The 15,294-nt window shown below is 66.9% G+C and carries 12 protein-coding genes; 5 read left to right on the top strand and 7 right to left on the bottom strand.

All coding sequences use genetic code 11. The features are described from left to right. The first annotated feature begins 2 nt into the window (after window positions 1-2). Window positions 3-449, top strand: coding sequence for a molybdopterin synthase catalytic subunit MoaE (gene moaE / locus POS17_RS19095; RefSeq protein ID WP_060840023.1), 447 nt, complete (start codon window positions 3-5; stop codon window positions 447-449). A gap of 341 nt (window positions 450-790) precedes the next feature. Here moaE and fdhD read toward each other — a convergent pair whose 3' ends face one another. From fdhD to mobA, 3 genes are all read right to left on the bottom strand, one after another. After that, a complete protein-coding gene (gene fdhD / locus POS17_RS19090) occupies window positions 791-1,618 on the bottom strand; it encodes a formate dehydrogenase accessory sulfurtransferase FdhD (protein WP_060840022.1) in 828 nt (275 codons plus the stop codon). Between the two features lie 57 nt (window positions 1,619-1,675). Beyond that, on the bottom strand, window positions 1,676-2,566 hold the full coding sequence (locus POS17_RS19085) for a LysR family transcriptional regulator (protein WP_060840021.1): 891 nt from the start codon (window positions 2,564-2,566) through the stop codon (window positions 1,676-1,678). Between the two features lie 109 nt (window positions 2,567-2,675). Then, on the bottom strand, window positions 2,676-3,293 hold the full coding sequence (gene mobA / locus POS17_RS19080; protein WP_060841979.1) for a molybdenum cofactor guanylyltransferase MobA: 618 nt from the start codon (window positions 3,291-3,293) through the stop codon (window positions 2,676-2,678). Between the two features lie 224 nt (window positions 3,294-3,517). Here mobA and moaB point away from each other — a divergent pair, with 224 nt between their 5' ends. After that, a complete protein-coding gene (gene moaB, locus POS17_RS19075) occupies window positions 3,518-4,057 on the top strand; it encodes a molybdenum cofactor biosynthesis protein B (protein WP_060840020.1) in 540 nt (179 codons plus the stop codon). Next, on the top strand, window positions 4,054-5,259 hold the full coding sequence (locus POS17_RS19070; RefSeq protein WP_060840019.1) for a molybdopterin molybdotransferase MoeA: 1,206 nt from the start codon (window positions 4,054-4,056) through the stop codon (window positions 5,257-5,259). Before moaB ends, POS17_RS19070 begins: the two co-directional genes overlap by 4 nt. A 176-nt stretch (window positions 5,260-5,435) precedes the next feature. Here the strand turns inward: POS17_RS19070 and POS17_RS19065 are convergent, their stop codons facing one another. The 4 genes from POS17_RS19065 to POS17_RS19050 form a co-directional block, all read right to left on the bottom strand. Then, window positions 5,436-6,476 (bottom strand): FUSC family protein, encoded by a 1,041-nt coding sequence (locus POS17_RS19065; protein WP_060841978.1) that lies wholly within the window; start codon window positions 6,474-6,476, stop codon window positions 5,436-5,438. A 122-nt stretch (window positions 6,477-6,598) separates the two neighbouring features. Further along, entirely contained in the window at window positions 6,599-8,224 is a 1,626-nt protein-coding gene (locus tag POS17_RS19060; protein WP_060840018.1) for an NADP-dependent glyceraldehyde-3-phosphate dehydrogenase, read from the bottom strand. 140 nt (window positions 8,225-8,364) lie between these two features. Then, complete coding sequence (locus POS17_RS19055; protein WP_060840017.1) at window positions 8,365-9,402, bottom strand: AraC family transcriptional regulator; 1,038 nt, start codon at window positions 9,400-9,402, stop codon at window positions 8,365-8,367. Between the two features lie 9 nt (window positions 9,403-9,411). Then, window positions 9,412-10,326, bottom strand: a complete 915-nt coding sequence (locus POS17_RS19050) for a GGDEF domain-containing protein (RefSeq protein WP_060840016.1) — start codon at window positions 10,324-10,326, stop codon at window positions 9,412-9,414. A 444-nt stretch (window positions 10,327-10,770) separates the two neighbouring features. Here POS17_RS19050 and POS17_RS19045 point away from each other — a divergent pair, with 444 nt between their 5' ends. Then, window positions 10,771-13,293, top strand: coding sequence for a TonB-dependent receptor (locus POS17_RS19045; protein WP_060840015.1), 2,523 nt, complete (start codon window positions 10,771-10,773; stop codon window positions 13,291-13,293). A gap of 39 nt (window positions 13,294-13,332) precedes the next feature. After that, a complete protein-coding gene (locus POS17_RS19040) occupies window positions 13,333-15,255 on the top strand; it encodes a phytase (RefSeq protein ID WP_060840014.1) in 1,923 nt (640 codons plus the stop codon). The last annotated feature ends 39 nt before the right edge of the window (window positions 15,256-15,294 follow it).

Below are 15,294 nucleotides of genomic sequence, written 5' to 3'. Positions count from 1 at the left end.
GCATGGGCATTCAGGTGCAGACCCAGGCCTTCAACCTGGATCAACTCACTGCCGGCCTGCAGGCCGGCGACTCCAGTGTCGGCGGCGTGGTGACCTTCGTTGGCTATGTGCGCGATCTCAACCTCGGTGACTCGGTGCAGAGCCTGTTCCTGGAGCACTACCCGGGCATGACCGAGCGCTCGCTGCAGGGCATCGTGCAACAGGCCCAGGCGCGCTGGCCGCTGAACCGCGTGAGCCTGGTGCATCGGGTAGGGTTGCTGCAGGTGGGCGAGCCCATCGTCTTTGTCGGCGTGGCCAGCGCCCACCGCCAAGCGGCGTTCGAGGCCTGCGCCTTCATCATGGATTACCTCAAGACCCGCGCACCGTTCTGGAAGCGCGAAGTCACCCCCAGCGGCGAACGCTGGATCGACGGGCGCGAGAGCGACCGGCAGGCGGCCGAACGTTGGTAATCGTTTGCATCGCTTCTTGTGGCGATGGACTCACACCGAGTGCGATGTCGAAAGGCTTTTTTGTGGTGAGGGCGCCCGCTCCCGTTGGAAGGCGCAGCCTTCCCAAGGCCTGAGTCCGCGGCCTGTCAGCTGGATCGCGGATTCAGGTTCTGCGGCCGCTGCGCGCCCGATCGGGAGCAAGCTCCCTCGCCACGCTGGGGGGCTTACACCGAGTGCAATGTCGAAAGGCTTTTTTGTGGTGAGGGCGCTCGCTCCCGTTGGAAGGCGCAGCCTTCCCAAGGCCTGAATCCGCGGCCTGTCAGCTAGATCACAGATTCAGGTTTTGAGCCACCGAGGGGGATTCAGATCGGGCTGTAGATCCGCGGGGCATTGCGGTGGGGCACGTGGATCAGGTTCAGGTGGTGCTTGTTGGCCCATTGCACGGTCAGTGCGGTGGGCGCAGAGAGGCTGACCAGGGTGCCGAGGCGGGCGCGCACGGCTTTGTGGATCAGCTCCAGGCTGCAGCGGCTGGTGACCACGGTGAAGCCCTGGCGGCCATCGATCCCGGCGTTCAGCAGGGCGCCGATCAGCTTGTCCAGGGCGTTGTGGCGGCCGATGTCTTCCTGGCACAGGCGCACCTCGCCCTGTTCGTCGAAGTACAGCGCCGCATGCAAGGCGCCGCTGCTGCGGGCCATGTGCTGGACCTGTTCGATGCGCTCGCGCAGGCCCTGCAGGTGTTCGGCGGGGGGCAGGGGCGAAGGTTCGAGTATCTGCAGTTGCGGCAGCGCCTGTTCCAGGGCCTCCACGCCGCATAACCCGCAGCCGCTGGTCCCGGCCATCTGCCGGCGATGGTCCTTGAGGGCCCAGAAGGCCCGGCTGGAAATCTGCACATCGGCCTGGCAGGCCTGGGGAAAGTGGCTGAGGCGGATGTCGTAGATTTCGCTGAGGTCGCCGACGATGTCGTTGGTGATGCTGAAGCCGCGAATGAAGTCTTCCAGGTTGCCGGGGGACACCATCATCACCGCCTGGCTCAGGCCGTTGTAGGTGATCGCCAGGGCGATCTCGGCGGCCAGCGGCGCCTCGGCCAGCACCCCGTCGGGGCTGTACTCGCGATAGGCCACGCGCTGCGGCGCCGGCGCCGGCGCATTGGCTTCGGGTTGTTGCTGCGTTTGTTCGATCCGGCAAACCATGACCACACCTCGATACAGTCGATTCGCCCCGGGCCATGGGCGGCCCGGGGCATGCATTCAGTCTTTGAGCGCAAACAGCTTCCTGGCTTCGGCGAAGCACTTTTCGGCAATCGCCGAGCGCGGTTCGGTCTTGCGCATCACCAGTCCCAGGGGCGCCAGCACGCTGGCATCCGGCAGCTGGATAAAGGCCAGGTTGTCGATGGGCGAATCCAGGCCGCTGTCCAGGGGCATGATCGAGCAGCAGAAGCCCTCGTGGATCGCCTGGAACAGCTGGTAGGTGGAATCGCTTTCCAGGATCGGCGTCGGGTTCAGGCCGCGGCTGCGAAAGCTCAGGTCGATGGACTTGCGATAGTGCATGCCGGTGCTGAGCATGCCCAGGGGCAGCTCGGCGGCGTCTTCCCAGCTCATTTCGCTGCCTTCGAAATGAAAGTGCCGGGTGTCGTAGAGCAGGCCGACCCGGGTCTCGCCGATCTCGAAGAAGTCCAGGTAGTTGGGGTTGACGTGGTCCAGGTAGCAGACCCCGAGGTCCAGCTGGTTGTTGCCGATGTCCTCGATGATCCGGTCGGAGCTGGCGGACGACAGGCTGAACTTGAGCTCGGGAAAGCTCGCCGAGAGCTTCTGCACATAGCTGATGGGGTTGAAGCCGCTCAGCGGCACCAGGCCCAGGCGCAGGTTACCCACCAGTTGCCCGCGGCAGGCGGCGGCCTCGGCGAACAGCCCGTCATGGGCCGCCAGCAGGGTCTTGGCCCAGGCCAGGACCCGCTCGCCGGCCTCGGTGAAGCCTTCGAAGCGCTGGCCGCGGGTCACCAGGATCAGGTCCAGCTCGTCCTCCAGGTTGCGCAGGCGCATGGACAGGGTCGGCTGGGTAATGTGGCAGCGCGCGGCAGCCTGGCCGAAGTGCCGGGTCTGCTCCAGGGCGATCAGAAACTTGAGTTGCTTGATGTCCACAATGGCACCTGTGGTGAAGGGAATCGGAGTCAGTATTAACGCAGGTGTCCGGTTCGTGGAAAGACGTTCAGTCTTCCCGGGCCGAACCCTCGGGGCACACCGTCGGCGTTCAGGCCACGGGCCCTTGGTCTTTTTCAGACAGTAGTTCAGGGGTGTTGAAGTTGCTCAGCCGCGGATCGTCGGCAGCGCAGGGCAAAGGTTTCAGGCCATGGGCGGCGAGGGCCCGCAGCAGGCTGCGCTCGCCGCGCTCCCAGGCGGCGCGCAAGCGGGCTGCCAGGGCCGTGGGTATCAGGCTGAACATGGGTTGCCACTGTCCGTCCTGCTGCACCATCAACGGGCTGAGGGTGTCCGCCGGGCGGGCATCCAGCAGCGTCTGGATCAGCGCGCCGTCGATCTGCGGCGCGTCGCAGGCCAGCACCAGCAGCCAGGGGTGCCGGGCCACTGCCAGGCCCGCCAGCACGCCGGCCATGGGGCCGGGAAAGTCTGCCTGCTCATCCGCCACCAGGCGATCGGCATAGGGCCGGTACTGCTCGGCGTTGCGGTTGCAGGAAATGATCAGGTCGTCGCTGAAGGGCCGCACCGTGGCCTGCACATGGGCAATCAAGGGCCGGCCCTGCCAGGTCACCAGGCCCTTGTCGCGACCGCCCATGCGCGAGCCGCGCCCTCCCGCCAGCAGCAGGATCGAGCAGGGCGGGGAGAGGGTCGGGGCAGGGCGGGTCGGGGTCATGGTCGGGTGCATATCCGGTGGGTGGCGCAACCATCGCATTGTCTTTCGAACGCGTCCAATCGCAAATGTTGAATGGCCGATCGATCCGGCTTATCGGCCGGGCCGCCGGGGGCCGGTGACGATAGAGCGGATCGATAATCCGGTCAGCCAGAACGATTAGACAGCCGCGCTTTGGCGCCCTTAGCCTGAGCCCATGGTTTTTATCTTGCCGGTCGGAGAATGACATGAGCGTGAAGTCGGATGCGTTGTTTGTACCCTTGAACATAGCCGTGCTGACAGTCAGCGATACCCGGGAGTACGCCACGGACACCTCCGGGCAACTGTTGGTCAGTCGCCTGCTGGAAGCCGGTCACACCCTGAGCGAGCGCAACCTGCTCAAGGACGACCTGTACAAGATCCGCGCCCAGGTGGCGGCCTGGATCGCCGACGAGCGCATCCAGGTGGTGCTGATCACCGGCGGCACCGGCTTCACCGGCCGCGACAGCACCCCGGAAGCCGTGAGCTGCCTGCTGGACAAGCACATCGACGGTTTCGGCGAGCTGTTCCGCGCCATCTCGATTCTCGATATCGGCACCTCCACGGTGCAGAGCCGGGCCCTGGCCGGGCTGGCCAACGGCACCCTGGTGTGCTGCCTGCCGGGCTCCACCGGGGCCTGCCGCACCGCCTGGGAAGGCATCCTCGCCGAGCAACTGGATGCCCGCCACCGGCCGTGCAATTTCGTGCCGCACCTCAAGCCGGTGCAGGCGTGCGAGTCTCGCGGATGAGCCAGGGTTCCCTGATGCCGCTGGAAGATGCATTGGCCAGCCTGCTGGCCATGGCCGATGCCCAGCGCCTGGCGGAGAGTGAAACCCAGGCCGTGGACAAAGCCCGGCAGCGGGTGCTGGCCACTGACCTGGTGGCGACCCTGGACCTACCGCCCTGGCCTAACAGCGCCATGGACGGCTACGCCCTCAACCTGCAGCACTGGGACGGCCAGCCACTGCCGGTGTCGCAGACGATCTTTGCCGGCCAGCCCGGCGATCCCTTGCAGCCGGGCAGCTGTGCGCGGATCTTCACCGGCGCGCCGCTGCCGGCTGGCGCCGATTGCGTGGAGATGCAGGAGAACGTCGAGCGGCAGGAGGATGGCCGGGTGCGCTTCACCCAGGCCCTGAAGCCGGGGCAGAACATTCGCCCCCAGGGCCAGGAAAACCGTGTCGGCCAGGTGCTGTTGCCGGCCGGCAAGCGCCTGGGGCCTTTCGAGCTGGCGCTGGCCGCGGCCCAGGGCTGCACCGAGCTGCAAGTGGTGCGCCGTCCGCGGGTGGCGTTGCTGTCCACCGGCGATGAGTTGCTGGAACCGGGCACGCCGATGCGCCCCGGTTGCATCTACAACAGCAACCGCACCTTGCTCCGTCACTGGCTCGACAGCCTGGGATGCGAGGTCATCGACGCCGGGATTCTGCCCGACCAGCCGCAGCAGACCCGGCTCAGGCTGGAACAGTTGCAGCATGGCGCGGACCTGATCCTGACCACTGGCGGGGTCTCGGCGGGGGATGCCGATTGCCTGGGCCAGGTGCTGAGGAACAACGGCCGACCGCTGTTCTGGAAGCTCGCCATCAAACCCGGAAAACCGCTGACGGTGGGCCACTTCGGCCAGGTGCCGGTGATCGGCCTGCCGGGCAACCCGGCCTCGGCCCTGGTGACCTTCGGCCTGCTGGCCCGGGCCTACCTGTTGCGGATTCAAGGGGTGCAGGAGGTGGCGCCGCTGAGTGTCGCAGTGCCGGTGGCCTTTGCCTGGTCCAAGGCCGGCAGTCGCCGCGAATACCTGCGGGCGCGCCTGGAGCACGGCCGCGCCGTGCTCTATCCGAACCAGAGTTCCGGGGTGCTGCTGGGGGCCAGCTGGGCCGATGGCCTGTTGGAGGTGCTTGAGGGCCACACCCTGCAGGTGGGCGACTCGGCGCGTTTCATTCCCTTCAGCGAGCTGTTCTAGGCTCTGTGCGAAAAGTTTTGAGACGAAGGTCAGGCAAGGCGAAAACGCTCGAGGAACGGCCGGGGTCGCGTTCGACTTTACGGGTTGTCAATGAGCATTCCGATCGGACCCGCGCACGAGACCGTTTTCAACGCAGCATCACCGAGTATCAAGGCTTTTCGTACAAAGCCTAGGGCCTAGATCTTCCAATGCCGGGCGCTCTTGCCCAGGCGCTGGCGCATCTCGCCCAGGGTCGCCGCCAGCTGCCGGGTGAGCAGTCGGTAGCCGTCCAGGGCCGAATACACCGGCGCTTCCAGGGCGTTCTCGGGGCTGCCTTCCACGGCTTTTTCCAGGCGCTGGGTAACCCCCGATTGCAGGGCCCGGGCCATGCCGATCAGCTGCACGCGAATCTGCCGGTGTTCGGCCTTGAGCAGCTGTTGCATCTGCGCCATGGCCTGCCGGTCGCCGGCATCGGGGCGGGTGTTGCCGAGGATCTCCAGGGTGCTGATGCACATCCGCAGATTGCGCTGGATGGCGTCCAGCTCGGTCATGGAAATCCGCACTTCCTTGGACACCGACGGCATCAGCGAACGCAGTTGCAGCATGGCGGCGTTGACCCGGCCCAGGAGCTTGAGGTGTTCGTCGTCGGTCACCGACTGGCCCTGGACGATCCGCCCGTACAGCTGGGCGCAGTCGCGCAGGGCGCTGGCCAGGTTGTAGCGCCAGGAGTACACCGCGTACAGCGGAATGGCGAAGGAAAACGCCAGGGCCAGGGCAATGCCGATGAGGATGTCCACCGCACGCCACAGGCCGTCGCTGACCTGGTTGTCGCCGTGGCCGGCGACGATGAACACGGTGATCGCCGCCAGCAGCGCGGTGTAGCCGCCCTTGCCGATGGCGTGATAGGAAAAGTAGCCGCACACCGCCGACATCCCCAGGTAGGTCAGCCAGGGCTGGCCGAAGTACGCCTGCTGCACCACCAGCACCAGGCCGACCCCGGCGCCCACCAGGGTGCCGATGGCTCGCTCGGCGGCTTTCTTGCCGATGTTGCCGTGGTGCTGCAGGCCGCCGATCACCACCAGCATGGTCACCGAGGCCCATTCGCCGTGGGGCAGGTTGAGGCCGGTGGTCAAGAGGATGGTGGCGATCAGGCCGAGGGCGACCCGCACCGCGTGGATCAGCCGGGCGTGACGGTAGCGCCGGTACGGGTCCAGCACGGGACGCAGCAGGCGGCGCAACAAGGGGGGCAGGGTGATGCTTGGCAGGAACTTGAACGGGCCCAGGCTGGTTTCTCCCAGTGGCATGAGTGGCAGGATCTGTGGCCGGGACTCGCCGCGTGGCGAGCCCCGGCCAGGCGCTTTTAGAAAATGTAGTCGGTGGTCAGGAAGCTGGAGTCGCGGTTGCGGATGATGTCACTGATCAGCTGTTTGTTGCGCTCCTGGAACTTGGTCGCCACCAGGGTGCGGATCGAGAAGGTGCGCAACGCATCATGCACCGACAGCGTGCCCTCGGCGGAGTTCTTGCGGCCGTTGAAGGGGAAGGTGTCCGGGCCGCGCTGGCACTGGGCGTTGATGTTGATCCGCCCGACCTGGTTGGCGAAGGTGTCCACCAGCCGGCCGATCACCGCCGGATCGCTGCCGAACAGGCTCAGTTGCTGGCCGAAGTCCGACTCCAGGACGTAGTCGATCACCGTGTCCAGGTCGCGGTAGGGCACGATGGGCACCACCGGGCCGAACTGTTCCTCGTGGTAGACGCGCATCTGCGGGGTCACCGGGTACAGCACCGCCGGGTAGAAGAACGACGCCCGCGACTCGCCGCCATGGGGGTTCACCACCTGGGCGCCGTGGGCCTGGGCATCGGCCACCAGGGTGTGCAGGTAGTCGACCTTGGTGTTTTCTGGCAGCGGCGTCAGGGCCACCCCCGGCTCCCAGGGCATGCCCGGCTTGAGGCCTTTGAGCTTGGCGTTGAACTGTTCGATGAAGCGCTCGACCACGGCTTCGTGGACAAACAGGATCTTCAGCGCGGTGCAGCGCTGGCCGTTGAACGACAGCGCGCCGGTAACGGCCTCGCTGACCGCGTTGTCCAGGTCGGCATCGGGCAGCACGATCCCCGGGTTCTTCGCATCCAGGCCCAAGGCCGCGCGCAGGCGGTGCGGCTTGGGGTGGAGTTTCTTCAGGTCACTGGCGGCCTTGTTGGTGCCGATGAAGGCGAAGATGTCGATCTTGCCGCTGGCCATCAGCGCGCTGACGGTCTCGCGGCCGCTGCCGTAGATGACGTTGATCACCCCGGCCGGGAAGCTGTCGCGGAAGGCTTCGAGCAGCGGGCGGATCAGCAGCACGCCGAGCTTGGCCGGCTTGAACACCACGGTGTTGCCCATGATCAGCGCCGGGATCAGGGTGGTGAAGGTTTCGTTCAGCGGGTAGTTGTAGGGGCCCATGCACAGGGCCACGCCCAGGGGCACGCGGCGGATCTGGCCGAGGGTGTCCTGCTCCAGTTCGAAGCGGCTGGAGCGCCGGTCCAGTTCCTTGAGCGCGCCGATGGTGTCGACGATGTAGTCGCAGGTGCGGTCGAACTCTTTCTCCGAGTCCTTGAGGTTCTTGCCGATTTCCCACATCAGCAGCCTGACCACCGCCGTGCGCTGCTCGCGCATGCGCGCCAGGAAGGCTTCCACGTGCTGGATGCGCTCGGCCACGCGCATCGTCGGCCAGGTGCCCTGGCCGCGGTCGTAGGCGCGCACGGCGGCGTCCAGGGCGGTGAGGGCGGTGTCGGCGTCCAGCAGCGGGGTGCTGCCGAGGATCACTTGCCGGTCGCCGTCGGCGCCGCTCAGGTAGATCGGGCTGCGGACCTGGGCCAGGGGGCCGCTCCAGGTGCGCAGTTCACCGTCCACCAGGTAGTCGCGCTGCTCCACCGGGTCGGGCAGGCGATAGGCTTCGGGGATGTCGGCGGCAGCGGGAAACAGGTTGGTGAGGACATTGGCTGTGGTCATGACTCTACCCCGTGTTGGAAATGGCGGCGGCGCGGATGACAGTGACGCCATCGCTCCCAGGTTTATACGCCTGAATGGGCTGCGCCTTCAGCAGTTTCTGCGGGCGGCGCGCAGGCGGTCACGGTTCGAGATTAAACGTTTCAGCTGCTGCCCAGCAACTGCCGGATCAGGCTCGGGGTGCTGCCGGTCCAGCGCTTGAAGGAGCGGCGGAAATTGGCCGGGTCATTGAAGTTCAGGTACTCGGCCACCGCCTCGTTGCTCCAGCCCCTGATCTGGTACAGGTACAGCGCCACCTGCTTGCGCACCCGGTCCACCTGCTGCTGGTAGCCGCTGTGGTGCTTGCTCAACTTGCGCTTGAGGGTCGCCGGGCTCATGGCGAAGGCCTGGGCGGTCTGTTCCAGGCTCGGCGCATGCCGCACGTTGGCTTGCAGGTAGCGGTCCAGGGCATCGAGAAAACTCCCGGAAAAACCCAGTTGGCGCAGGTGTTCGTCGGCTTCCAGGCGCGCCACCTGGCCGGCGGTGGCCGAGGCCCCGGGCCAGGGCCGGGTCAGGTATTGCCGGGGGATGCGCATCAGGTCCAGGGGCCGCCGGAACTGGGTCTGTTCCCCCAGGTGCACCCAGTACTGCTCGACATAGCGCGGCTCGCCGTGGCTGAAGCTGCATTCCCAGGGCAGGCGCTGGCCGCTGAGCCACTGACTCATGGCCACCAGGGCGGTCATGCTGGCCTCCAGCAGGAAGCGCCCGTGCTCGCCGGCGCCGCAGCTGTCCAGCCAGTAGCAGTAGGCATGCTGTTCATCCAGCACCAGGCGCGGGCTGAGCAGGGGGCTGAGCAGGGCCTGCTGCTGCACCAGGGCGTCCAGGGCCTGCTGCAGGTTCTGTGCATGGCGCAGGGCGTGGCTGGCGGCGCCGTAATGCCCGGGCAGCAGGCGCTGGCCGAACAGGAAACTGCTGTCGTCGGCGTCCAGCAGGCGCCGGCTGTTGCCGATCAGCGCCAGGAACTGCTGCGGGCTGAGGCGGGTCTGTCCGGCCAGGATGTCCTCGTGGAATAGCCCGGTGCCGCGCAGCAGGCGGTGGCTGTCGATGTCCCGGGACAGCGCCAGGTCGATCAGTGTCGCCGGTTGATAGTGCCCGGGGATGAACCGGGTATCGCTTTCGTACCAGCAGGTCTTCACGGTCATGACGGCGCCTCAGGCGGTTTTTGCCAGGGGCTGCTTGGCCCGGGCCAGGGCCAGGTTGAGGCGTTTGAGCAGGACCTCCGGGGTTTCCTCCAGGGCCATCACCACCGCGGTGCTGGCCGCCAGGTACAGGCGCTCGCCGTGTTGCCGGGTCTTGTGCGCCAGGCCCTGCACCGCCTGTTGCAGCTCCAGGGCCAGCAGCCGGGCCTGGCTCTCGCCGGTGTTGGGCAAGAGCACCACGAAGCGGTCGCCGGCCAGCCGGCACAGCAGGTCCTGGCGCCGCAGGTTGAGCAGCAGCACATGGCTCAGGGCCTGCAGCACCGCGTCACCTTCGGCGTGGCCGTAGTGCTGGTTGATCGCGGCGAAATGGTCCAGGTCCAGGGCCAGCAACGACAACGGCTGCTGCTGGCGGCGACTGTCCTCCAGGCTGGCGGCCAGCTCGCGCTTGAGGTAGTCGGCGCCGGCCAGGGGCGTGAGCTTGTCGAACTGCCGGTGCTCGCGAAACAGCCGTTCCTTCTTTTCCATCTGCGCGCTGATGGCCAGCTGTTCGCGGTGCCAGTGGTAGATGCCGATGGTCAGCAGGATCATGCCGATGGGCATCGGCCCGGACTCCAGCCAGTGGTCCCAGGTGATGCTGGCGGGCAGGCGGATGAACTCGTCGAGGCTGTCGATCCACCAGGAAAAGAAAATGCAGCTCAGGCCCAGGGCCAGGTAGTTGGTGACCCGGCCGGCGGGGCGGCTCTTGAGCACCAGTGCGAGCCAGACCAGGGCCAGCAGCGCCGAGCCGCCTTCGCCGATGATGTCCAGCCATTGCCACTCGCTGACCGATTTCAGGCTGCCGCAAGCCAGGTGCAGCAACAGCCCGGCATTGGCCGCCAGCAACAGCACGGCGAGTTTCCAGCGGTGGGGTTTGAGCACGCAGAACATGGCCGCGATCCTTTTTGCCAGGAGTGAGAGGGCGCCAGCACAGCAGATGTTTGTGACGGTGGGGTGACAGCGGAAAAAACCGTCGAGGGGTCGAATCAGCTCAGGGTTCAGGCGTTTTTTTTTGCTGGACGGGGCCGCCTCGAGGGCCTCTTCGCGGGCAAGCCCACTCCTACGGGGCGGCGGGGGCGCCACGGATGTGTAGGAGCCGGCTTGCCGGCGAAGGGGCCCGCAAGACTTGCGCCCGACGGGTGATGGCTTTTGCGGGCAAGCCCGCTCCCGCAGGGGTCAATTCAGCTCATTTGCCGGGGCGAAACCCGGGAAAACGACTGTTTTGGCGACCTGCCGACCAGGCCTGTCACAGAACCGTCATTCGCCAACCCTAGCGTGCCCTCCCAGTTGCCGGGCCCCTTGCCCGGCGTTGGCGGACTCTTGGGGAGGAACCTCATGTACAAGCGCAGCAGTCCCGGGCTGGTCAGCTTTACCTTGACCGCGCTGGCCATGGCCATCGCCAGTGAACGCTTGAGCGCCGCCGAAACGGCCGCCACCGAGCACGTCCAAGTGGTGGGCCAGGCGGCCAGCATCGATCAGGCGCTCAAGGAACAACGGCGTTCGGACAGCATCCAGAGCGTGGTACACGCCGACGGCGTGGCCCAGTTGCCGGACCAGAACGCCGCCGAAGCGGCGCAGCGCCTGCCGGGCATCAGCATCGAGCGCGACCAGGGCGAAGGGCGCTTTGTCAGCGTCCGCGGCCTGGGCCCGGACCTCAACAGCGTGACCATCAACGGCACCCTGGTGCCGTCCCCGGAAAGCGCGCGCCGCGCCGTGGCCCTGGATGTGCTGCCCTCGGAGCTGGTGCAGTCGCTGTCGGTGATCAAGACCCTGACCCCGGACATGGACGCCAACTCCCTGGGCGGCACCGTGGACGTGAAAAGCCTCTCGGCCTTCGACCACAAGGGCCTGTTCTACAGCGGCAGCAGCGAGGCCAGCTACGACCAGAACACCCGCCAGACCAGCCCGAAATTCTCCGGCGCGGCGAGCAACCGCTTCAGCCTCGGCGACGGCATCGACAACTTCGGCGTGGCCGCGGCCCTGAGCTGGCAGAAGCGCGATTTCGGCTCCGACAACGTCGAGACCGGCGGCGCCTGGGACTTCGAGCGCGGCGCCAGGCTGCAGGAGTTCGAGCAGCGCGACTACGCCATCAGCCGCGAGCGGGCCGGCGGCGGCCTGAACTTCGACTACAAGCCCGACGACAGCAGCAGCTACTACCTGCGTACCCTCTACAGCCGCTACAAGGACAGCGAGACGCGCAACTCCACCAGCATCGAGTTCGCCGACCCGCTGGCGGCCGGGGAGCGCGGCGACGCCGAGGCCAAGCGCAAGCTCAAGCAGCGCGAAGAAACCCAGGAGATCCAGTCCTACGTGTTCGGCGGCGAGCGCCAGCTGGGCCTGTGGACCCTCAGCGGCCAGACCGGCTACAGCCGCTCCAGCGAAGACAGCCCGGCGCATATCGCCGGGGCCACCTTCAAGGGCAACAGCGACTTTTCCGACAGCGGCTTCTACGACAATGGCAAGCCGCGCCCGGTGATCGGCTCAGGCTTCTTTGACGCGGCCAACTTCACCCTGGACAAGGTCGACTGGGAAAAGCAGAACACCACCGACACCGAGAAGAACCTGCGCCTGGACCTGGCCCGGGACTATGACCTCAGTGGCTACGCCGCGCAGTTCAAGTTCGGTGGCAAAGTCAGTCGGCGCAACAAGGACAACGACCTGGAAGCCTGGGTCTACAAGGACTTCGACACCCTGGGCTTCACCGACCAGCAGCTCAACCTCGGGCAGTTCCAGAAGGGCCGCGTGGACTATTCCCTGGGCCGCTTCGGCCCGGGCATCAGCGGCAGCGCCATCAAGCAACTGATCGGCGGCCTGAATCCGGCGGCCTTCTACGACGAGGAAGAATCCCGGGTCAACGACTTCAAGATCCGCGAAGACATCAACGCCGGCTACTTCATGAACACCCTGGACATCGACGACTGGCGCTTCATTGCCGGCCTGCGCTACGAGGGCACCGAGTTCGAGGCCAAGGGCACCGGGGTCACCGACGGCGCCTTCACCGCCACCGACACCAAGCGCCGCTACCAGCACTGGCTGCCGGGGCTGCACGCGCGCTACCAGCTGGACAAGAACACCCAACTGCGCGCGGCCTGGACCAAGAGCGTGGTGCGCCCGACCTTCGGCCAGCTGGCCCCGGGCTTTGTCATCGACGGCGACGAGGCGACCTTCGGCAACCCCGACCTCAAGCCCCTGGAGTCGAGCAACCTGGACCTGGGCATCGAGCACTACATGGGCCGCGCCGGCAGCGTCTCGGCCTTCGTGTTCTACAAGTACATCCAGAACTTCGTCTACAACACCGACCTGGCCGGCACCGGCGCCTGGAGCGGGTTCTCCGAGGCGCACACCTTCGCCAACGGCGACAGCGCCAAGCTGTATGGCCTGGAGCTGGCCTACTCGCAGAAGTTCGACTGGCTGCCGGCGCCGTGGAACGGCCTGCTGCTGGGCGCCAACAGCACCTTCAGCCGCTCCAGCGCGAGCATCGAAGGCTTCGACCAGAAGGCCGGGGTCAACCGCAAGCGCGACATCGACCTGCCCAATCAGTCGGACACCGTGGGCAACCTGATGCTCGGCTGGGAAGACGACAAGCTCAGTCTGCGCCTGTCGGCCAACTACAAGTCGGCCTACCTCTATGAGCTGGCCTCGATCGGCGACAAGGCCCACGACCTGCACGTGGACGCCCAGACCTTCGTCGATTTCAGCGCCAAGTATTCCCTGAGCAAGAACCTGCAACTGAGCTTCGAGGCGCAGAACCTCACCGACCAGCCGTACTTCGTCTACACCGGCAACCGCTCCTACAACGCCCAGTACGAGGAATACGGCCCGACCTACAAGCTCGGCCTGACCTTCACCCATTTCTAAGTACCGGGCCGCTGCCCGACTGCACCTCCAAGGATTGTGATGAGCACTGTATCGATCGCGAAAACCACCCTGCTGGCGCTGTGCATTGGCCTGGCCAGCAGTGCTGCCCAGGCCGCCCCCAGCGTGCCGGGCCTGACCCTCAAACCCTGGGCCGAGCAGACCCCGGGCGTCACCGGGCTGGGCTTCGTGCCCGCCGGCACAGGCGCCGACCGGCTGCTGGCCAGCGAGCGCGAAGGCCTGTTGCTGCTGGATGAACAGGGCCGCCAGCTGGCCCGCTTCAAGGGCTCGTTCAACGGCCTGGACAGCCGCGCCGCCGGCCAGCAACTGCTGGTGGCCAGCCTGGACAATGAACGCCAGCAGGCACTGCTGCTGAGCCTCGACCCGAAGGCCCGGCATTGGGGCCAGCCGCTGTACCTGCCGCCCCGCGACTTCCCGGTCAACGGCCTGTGCCTGTACCGCGACGAGGCCAGCAACCTGTTCCTGTTCCTGGTGGGCGAGGAGGGCAAGGGCGAGCAGTGGCTGGTGGGCCACGGCGCGCAACTGAGCGCCGAGCCGCGACGGGTGCGTGGCCTGCCGCTGCCGCCGGAGGCCAAGTTCTGCCAGGTGGACGACGCCGCCCAGCAACTGCTGGTCAATGAACAGAACGTCGGCTGGTGGGCCTACCCGGCCCACGCCGAAGCGGACACCGCGCGCCAGCCGGTGGCCCTGCGCGCGCCCTTTGGCGAGATCAGGAAAAGCGCCGGAGCCATGGCCCTGGTGCCGGGCGGGGTGTTGGGCCTGGACCCGAAAGCCGCGCAACTGCATCTCTATCAGCAGCAGGAGCAGGGCTGGTCGGCCCAGGCCACCTTGCCCCTGAGTGGCCTCAAGGAACCGGAAAACATCGCCCTGCGCGCCAGCGCCAAGGGCCTGCAAGTGTTGCTGCGCGATGACGAGGATGGCCGCCTGTACCAGGGCCAGCTGGACTGGCAGGCCCATGCGCCGGCCCTGCCGCCGGTATTGCCCAACGTGCAGGCGGCGGTGCAGAGCGAACCGGTGGGGCGCCAGGGCGATGCCGCCGATGACCCGGCGATCTGGGTCCACCCGCAGCAGCCGTCCCTGAGCCGGGTGCTGGGCACCAACAAGAAGCAGGGCCTGCTGGCCTACGACCTGCAGGGCAAGCTGTTGCAGGAACTGGCGGTGGGGCGCCTGAACAACGTCGACGTGCGCCCCAACTTCAAGCTGGGCCAGCAGACCGTGGACCTGGCCGTGGCCAGCAACCGCGACCGCAACAGCCTCAGCCTGTTCGCCATCGACCGTGCCAGCGGCGAGCTGCGCGAGGCCGGGGAGATCCCCACGCCGCTCAAGGCGATCTACGGCCTGTGCCTGTTCCAGCCCGCCAGCGGCGAGATCTATGCGATTGCCAACGACAAGGACGGCACCTTCGTCCAGTACCGCCTGAGTGCGCCATCCGGCAGTGCCCAGGGTGAGCTGGTGCGCCAGTTCAAGGTGGCCAGCCAGCCCGAGGGCTGCGTCGCCGACGACCAGCGCCAGCGGCTGTTCCTGGGGGAAGAGGACGTCGGGGTCTGGGCCCTGGACGCCCGCCCCGAACAACCGGCGACCCTGCACAGCGTGATCAAGGTCGGCGGCCTGTTGCAGGCCGATGTCGAGGGCCTGGCCCTGTACCAGAGCAACGCCCGCGACTACCTGGTGATTTCCAGCCAGGGCAACGACAGCTACCTGGTGCTGGACGCCGAGCCGCCGTTCGCTTCCCACGGTGCCTTCCGGGTCGGCCTCAACGCTGCGGCGGGGATCGACGGCGCTTCGGAAACCGACGGCCTGGAAGTCACCTCGGCCAACCTCGGCGGGCCCTGGAGCCAGGGCCTGCTGGTGGTCCAGGACGGGCGCAAGCGCATGCCCGAGCAGACCCAGAACTTCAAGTTCGTGCCCTGGGCCGACGTCACCCGGGCCCTGAAGCTGCCCTGAGCGGCTGTCATCACCCGGTCATCGGCATGTCATCGAATA

Source organism: Pseudomonas sp. Os17 (assembly GCF_001547895.1).
GTDB lineage: Bacteria > Pseudomonadota > Gammaproteobacteria > Pseudomonadales > Pseudomonadaceae > Aquipseudomonas.
The sequence above is the reverse complement of the archived record's forward strand: the minus strand, read 5'-3'. Positions and strand labels throughout refer to the sequence as shown.

What these genes read in the sequence shown, in the direction of transcription:
- moaE (WP_060840023.1), top strand. Translation starts at nt 3, where the DNA reads ATGGGCATTCAGGTGCAGACCCAGGCCTTCAACCTGGATCAACTCACT.
- fdhD (WP_060840022.1), bottom strand. Translation starts at nt 1,618, where the DNA reads ATGGTTTGCCGGATCGAACAAACGCAGCAACAACCCGAAGCCAATGCG.
- mobA (WP_060841979.1), bottom strand. Translation starts at nt 3,293, where the DNA reads ATGACCCCGACCCGCCCTGCCCCGACCCTCTCCCCGCCCTGCTCGATC.
- moaB (WP_060840020.1), top strand. Translation starts at nt 3,518, where the DNA reads ATGAGCGTGAAGTCGGATGCGTTGTTTGTACCCTTGAACATAGCCGTG.
- POS17_RS19070 (WP_060840019.1), top strand. Translation starts at nt 4,054, where the DNA reads ATGAGCCAGGGTTCCCTGATGCCGCTGGAAGATGCATTGGCCAGCCTG.
- POS17_RS19060 (WP_060840018.1), bottom strand. Translation starts at nt 8,224, where the DNA reads ATGACCACAGCCAATGTCCTCACCAACCTGTTTCCCGCTGCCGCCGAC.
- POS17_RS19055 (WP_060840017.1), bottom strand. Translation starts at nt 9,402, where the DNA reads ATGACCGTGAAGACCTGCTGGTACGAAAGCGATACCCGGTTCATCCCC.
- POS17_RS19050 (WP_060840016.1), bottom strand. Translation starts at nt 10,326, where the DNA reads ATGTTCTGCGTGCTCAAACCCCACCGCTGGAAACTCGCCGTGCTGTTG.
- POS17_RS19045 (WP_060840015.1), top strand. Translation starts at nt 10,771, where the DNA reads ATGTACAAGCGCAGCAGTCCCGGGCTGGTCAGCTTTACCTTGACCGCG.
- POS17_RS19040 (WP_060840014.1), top strand. Translation starts at nt 13,333, where the DNA reads ATGAGCACTGTATCGATCGCGAAAACCACCCTGCTGGCGCTGTGCATT.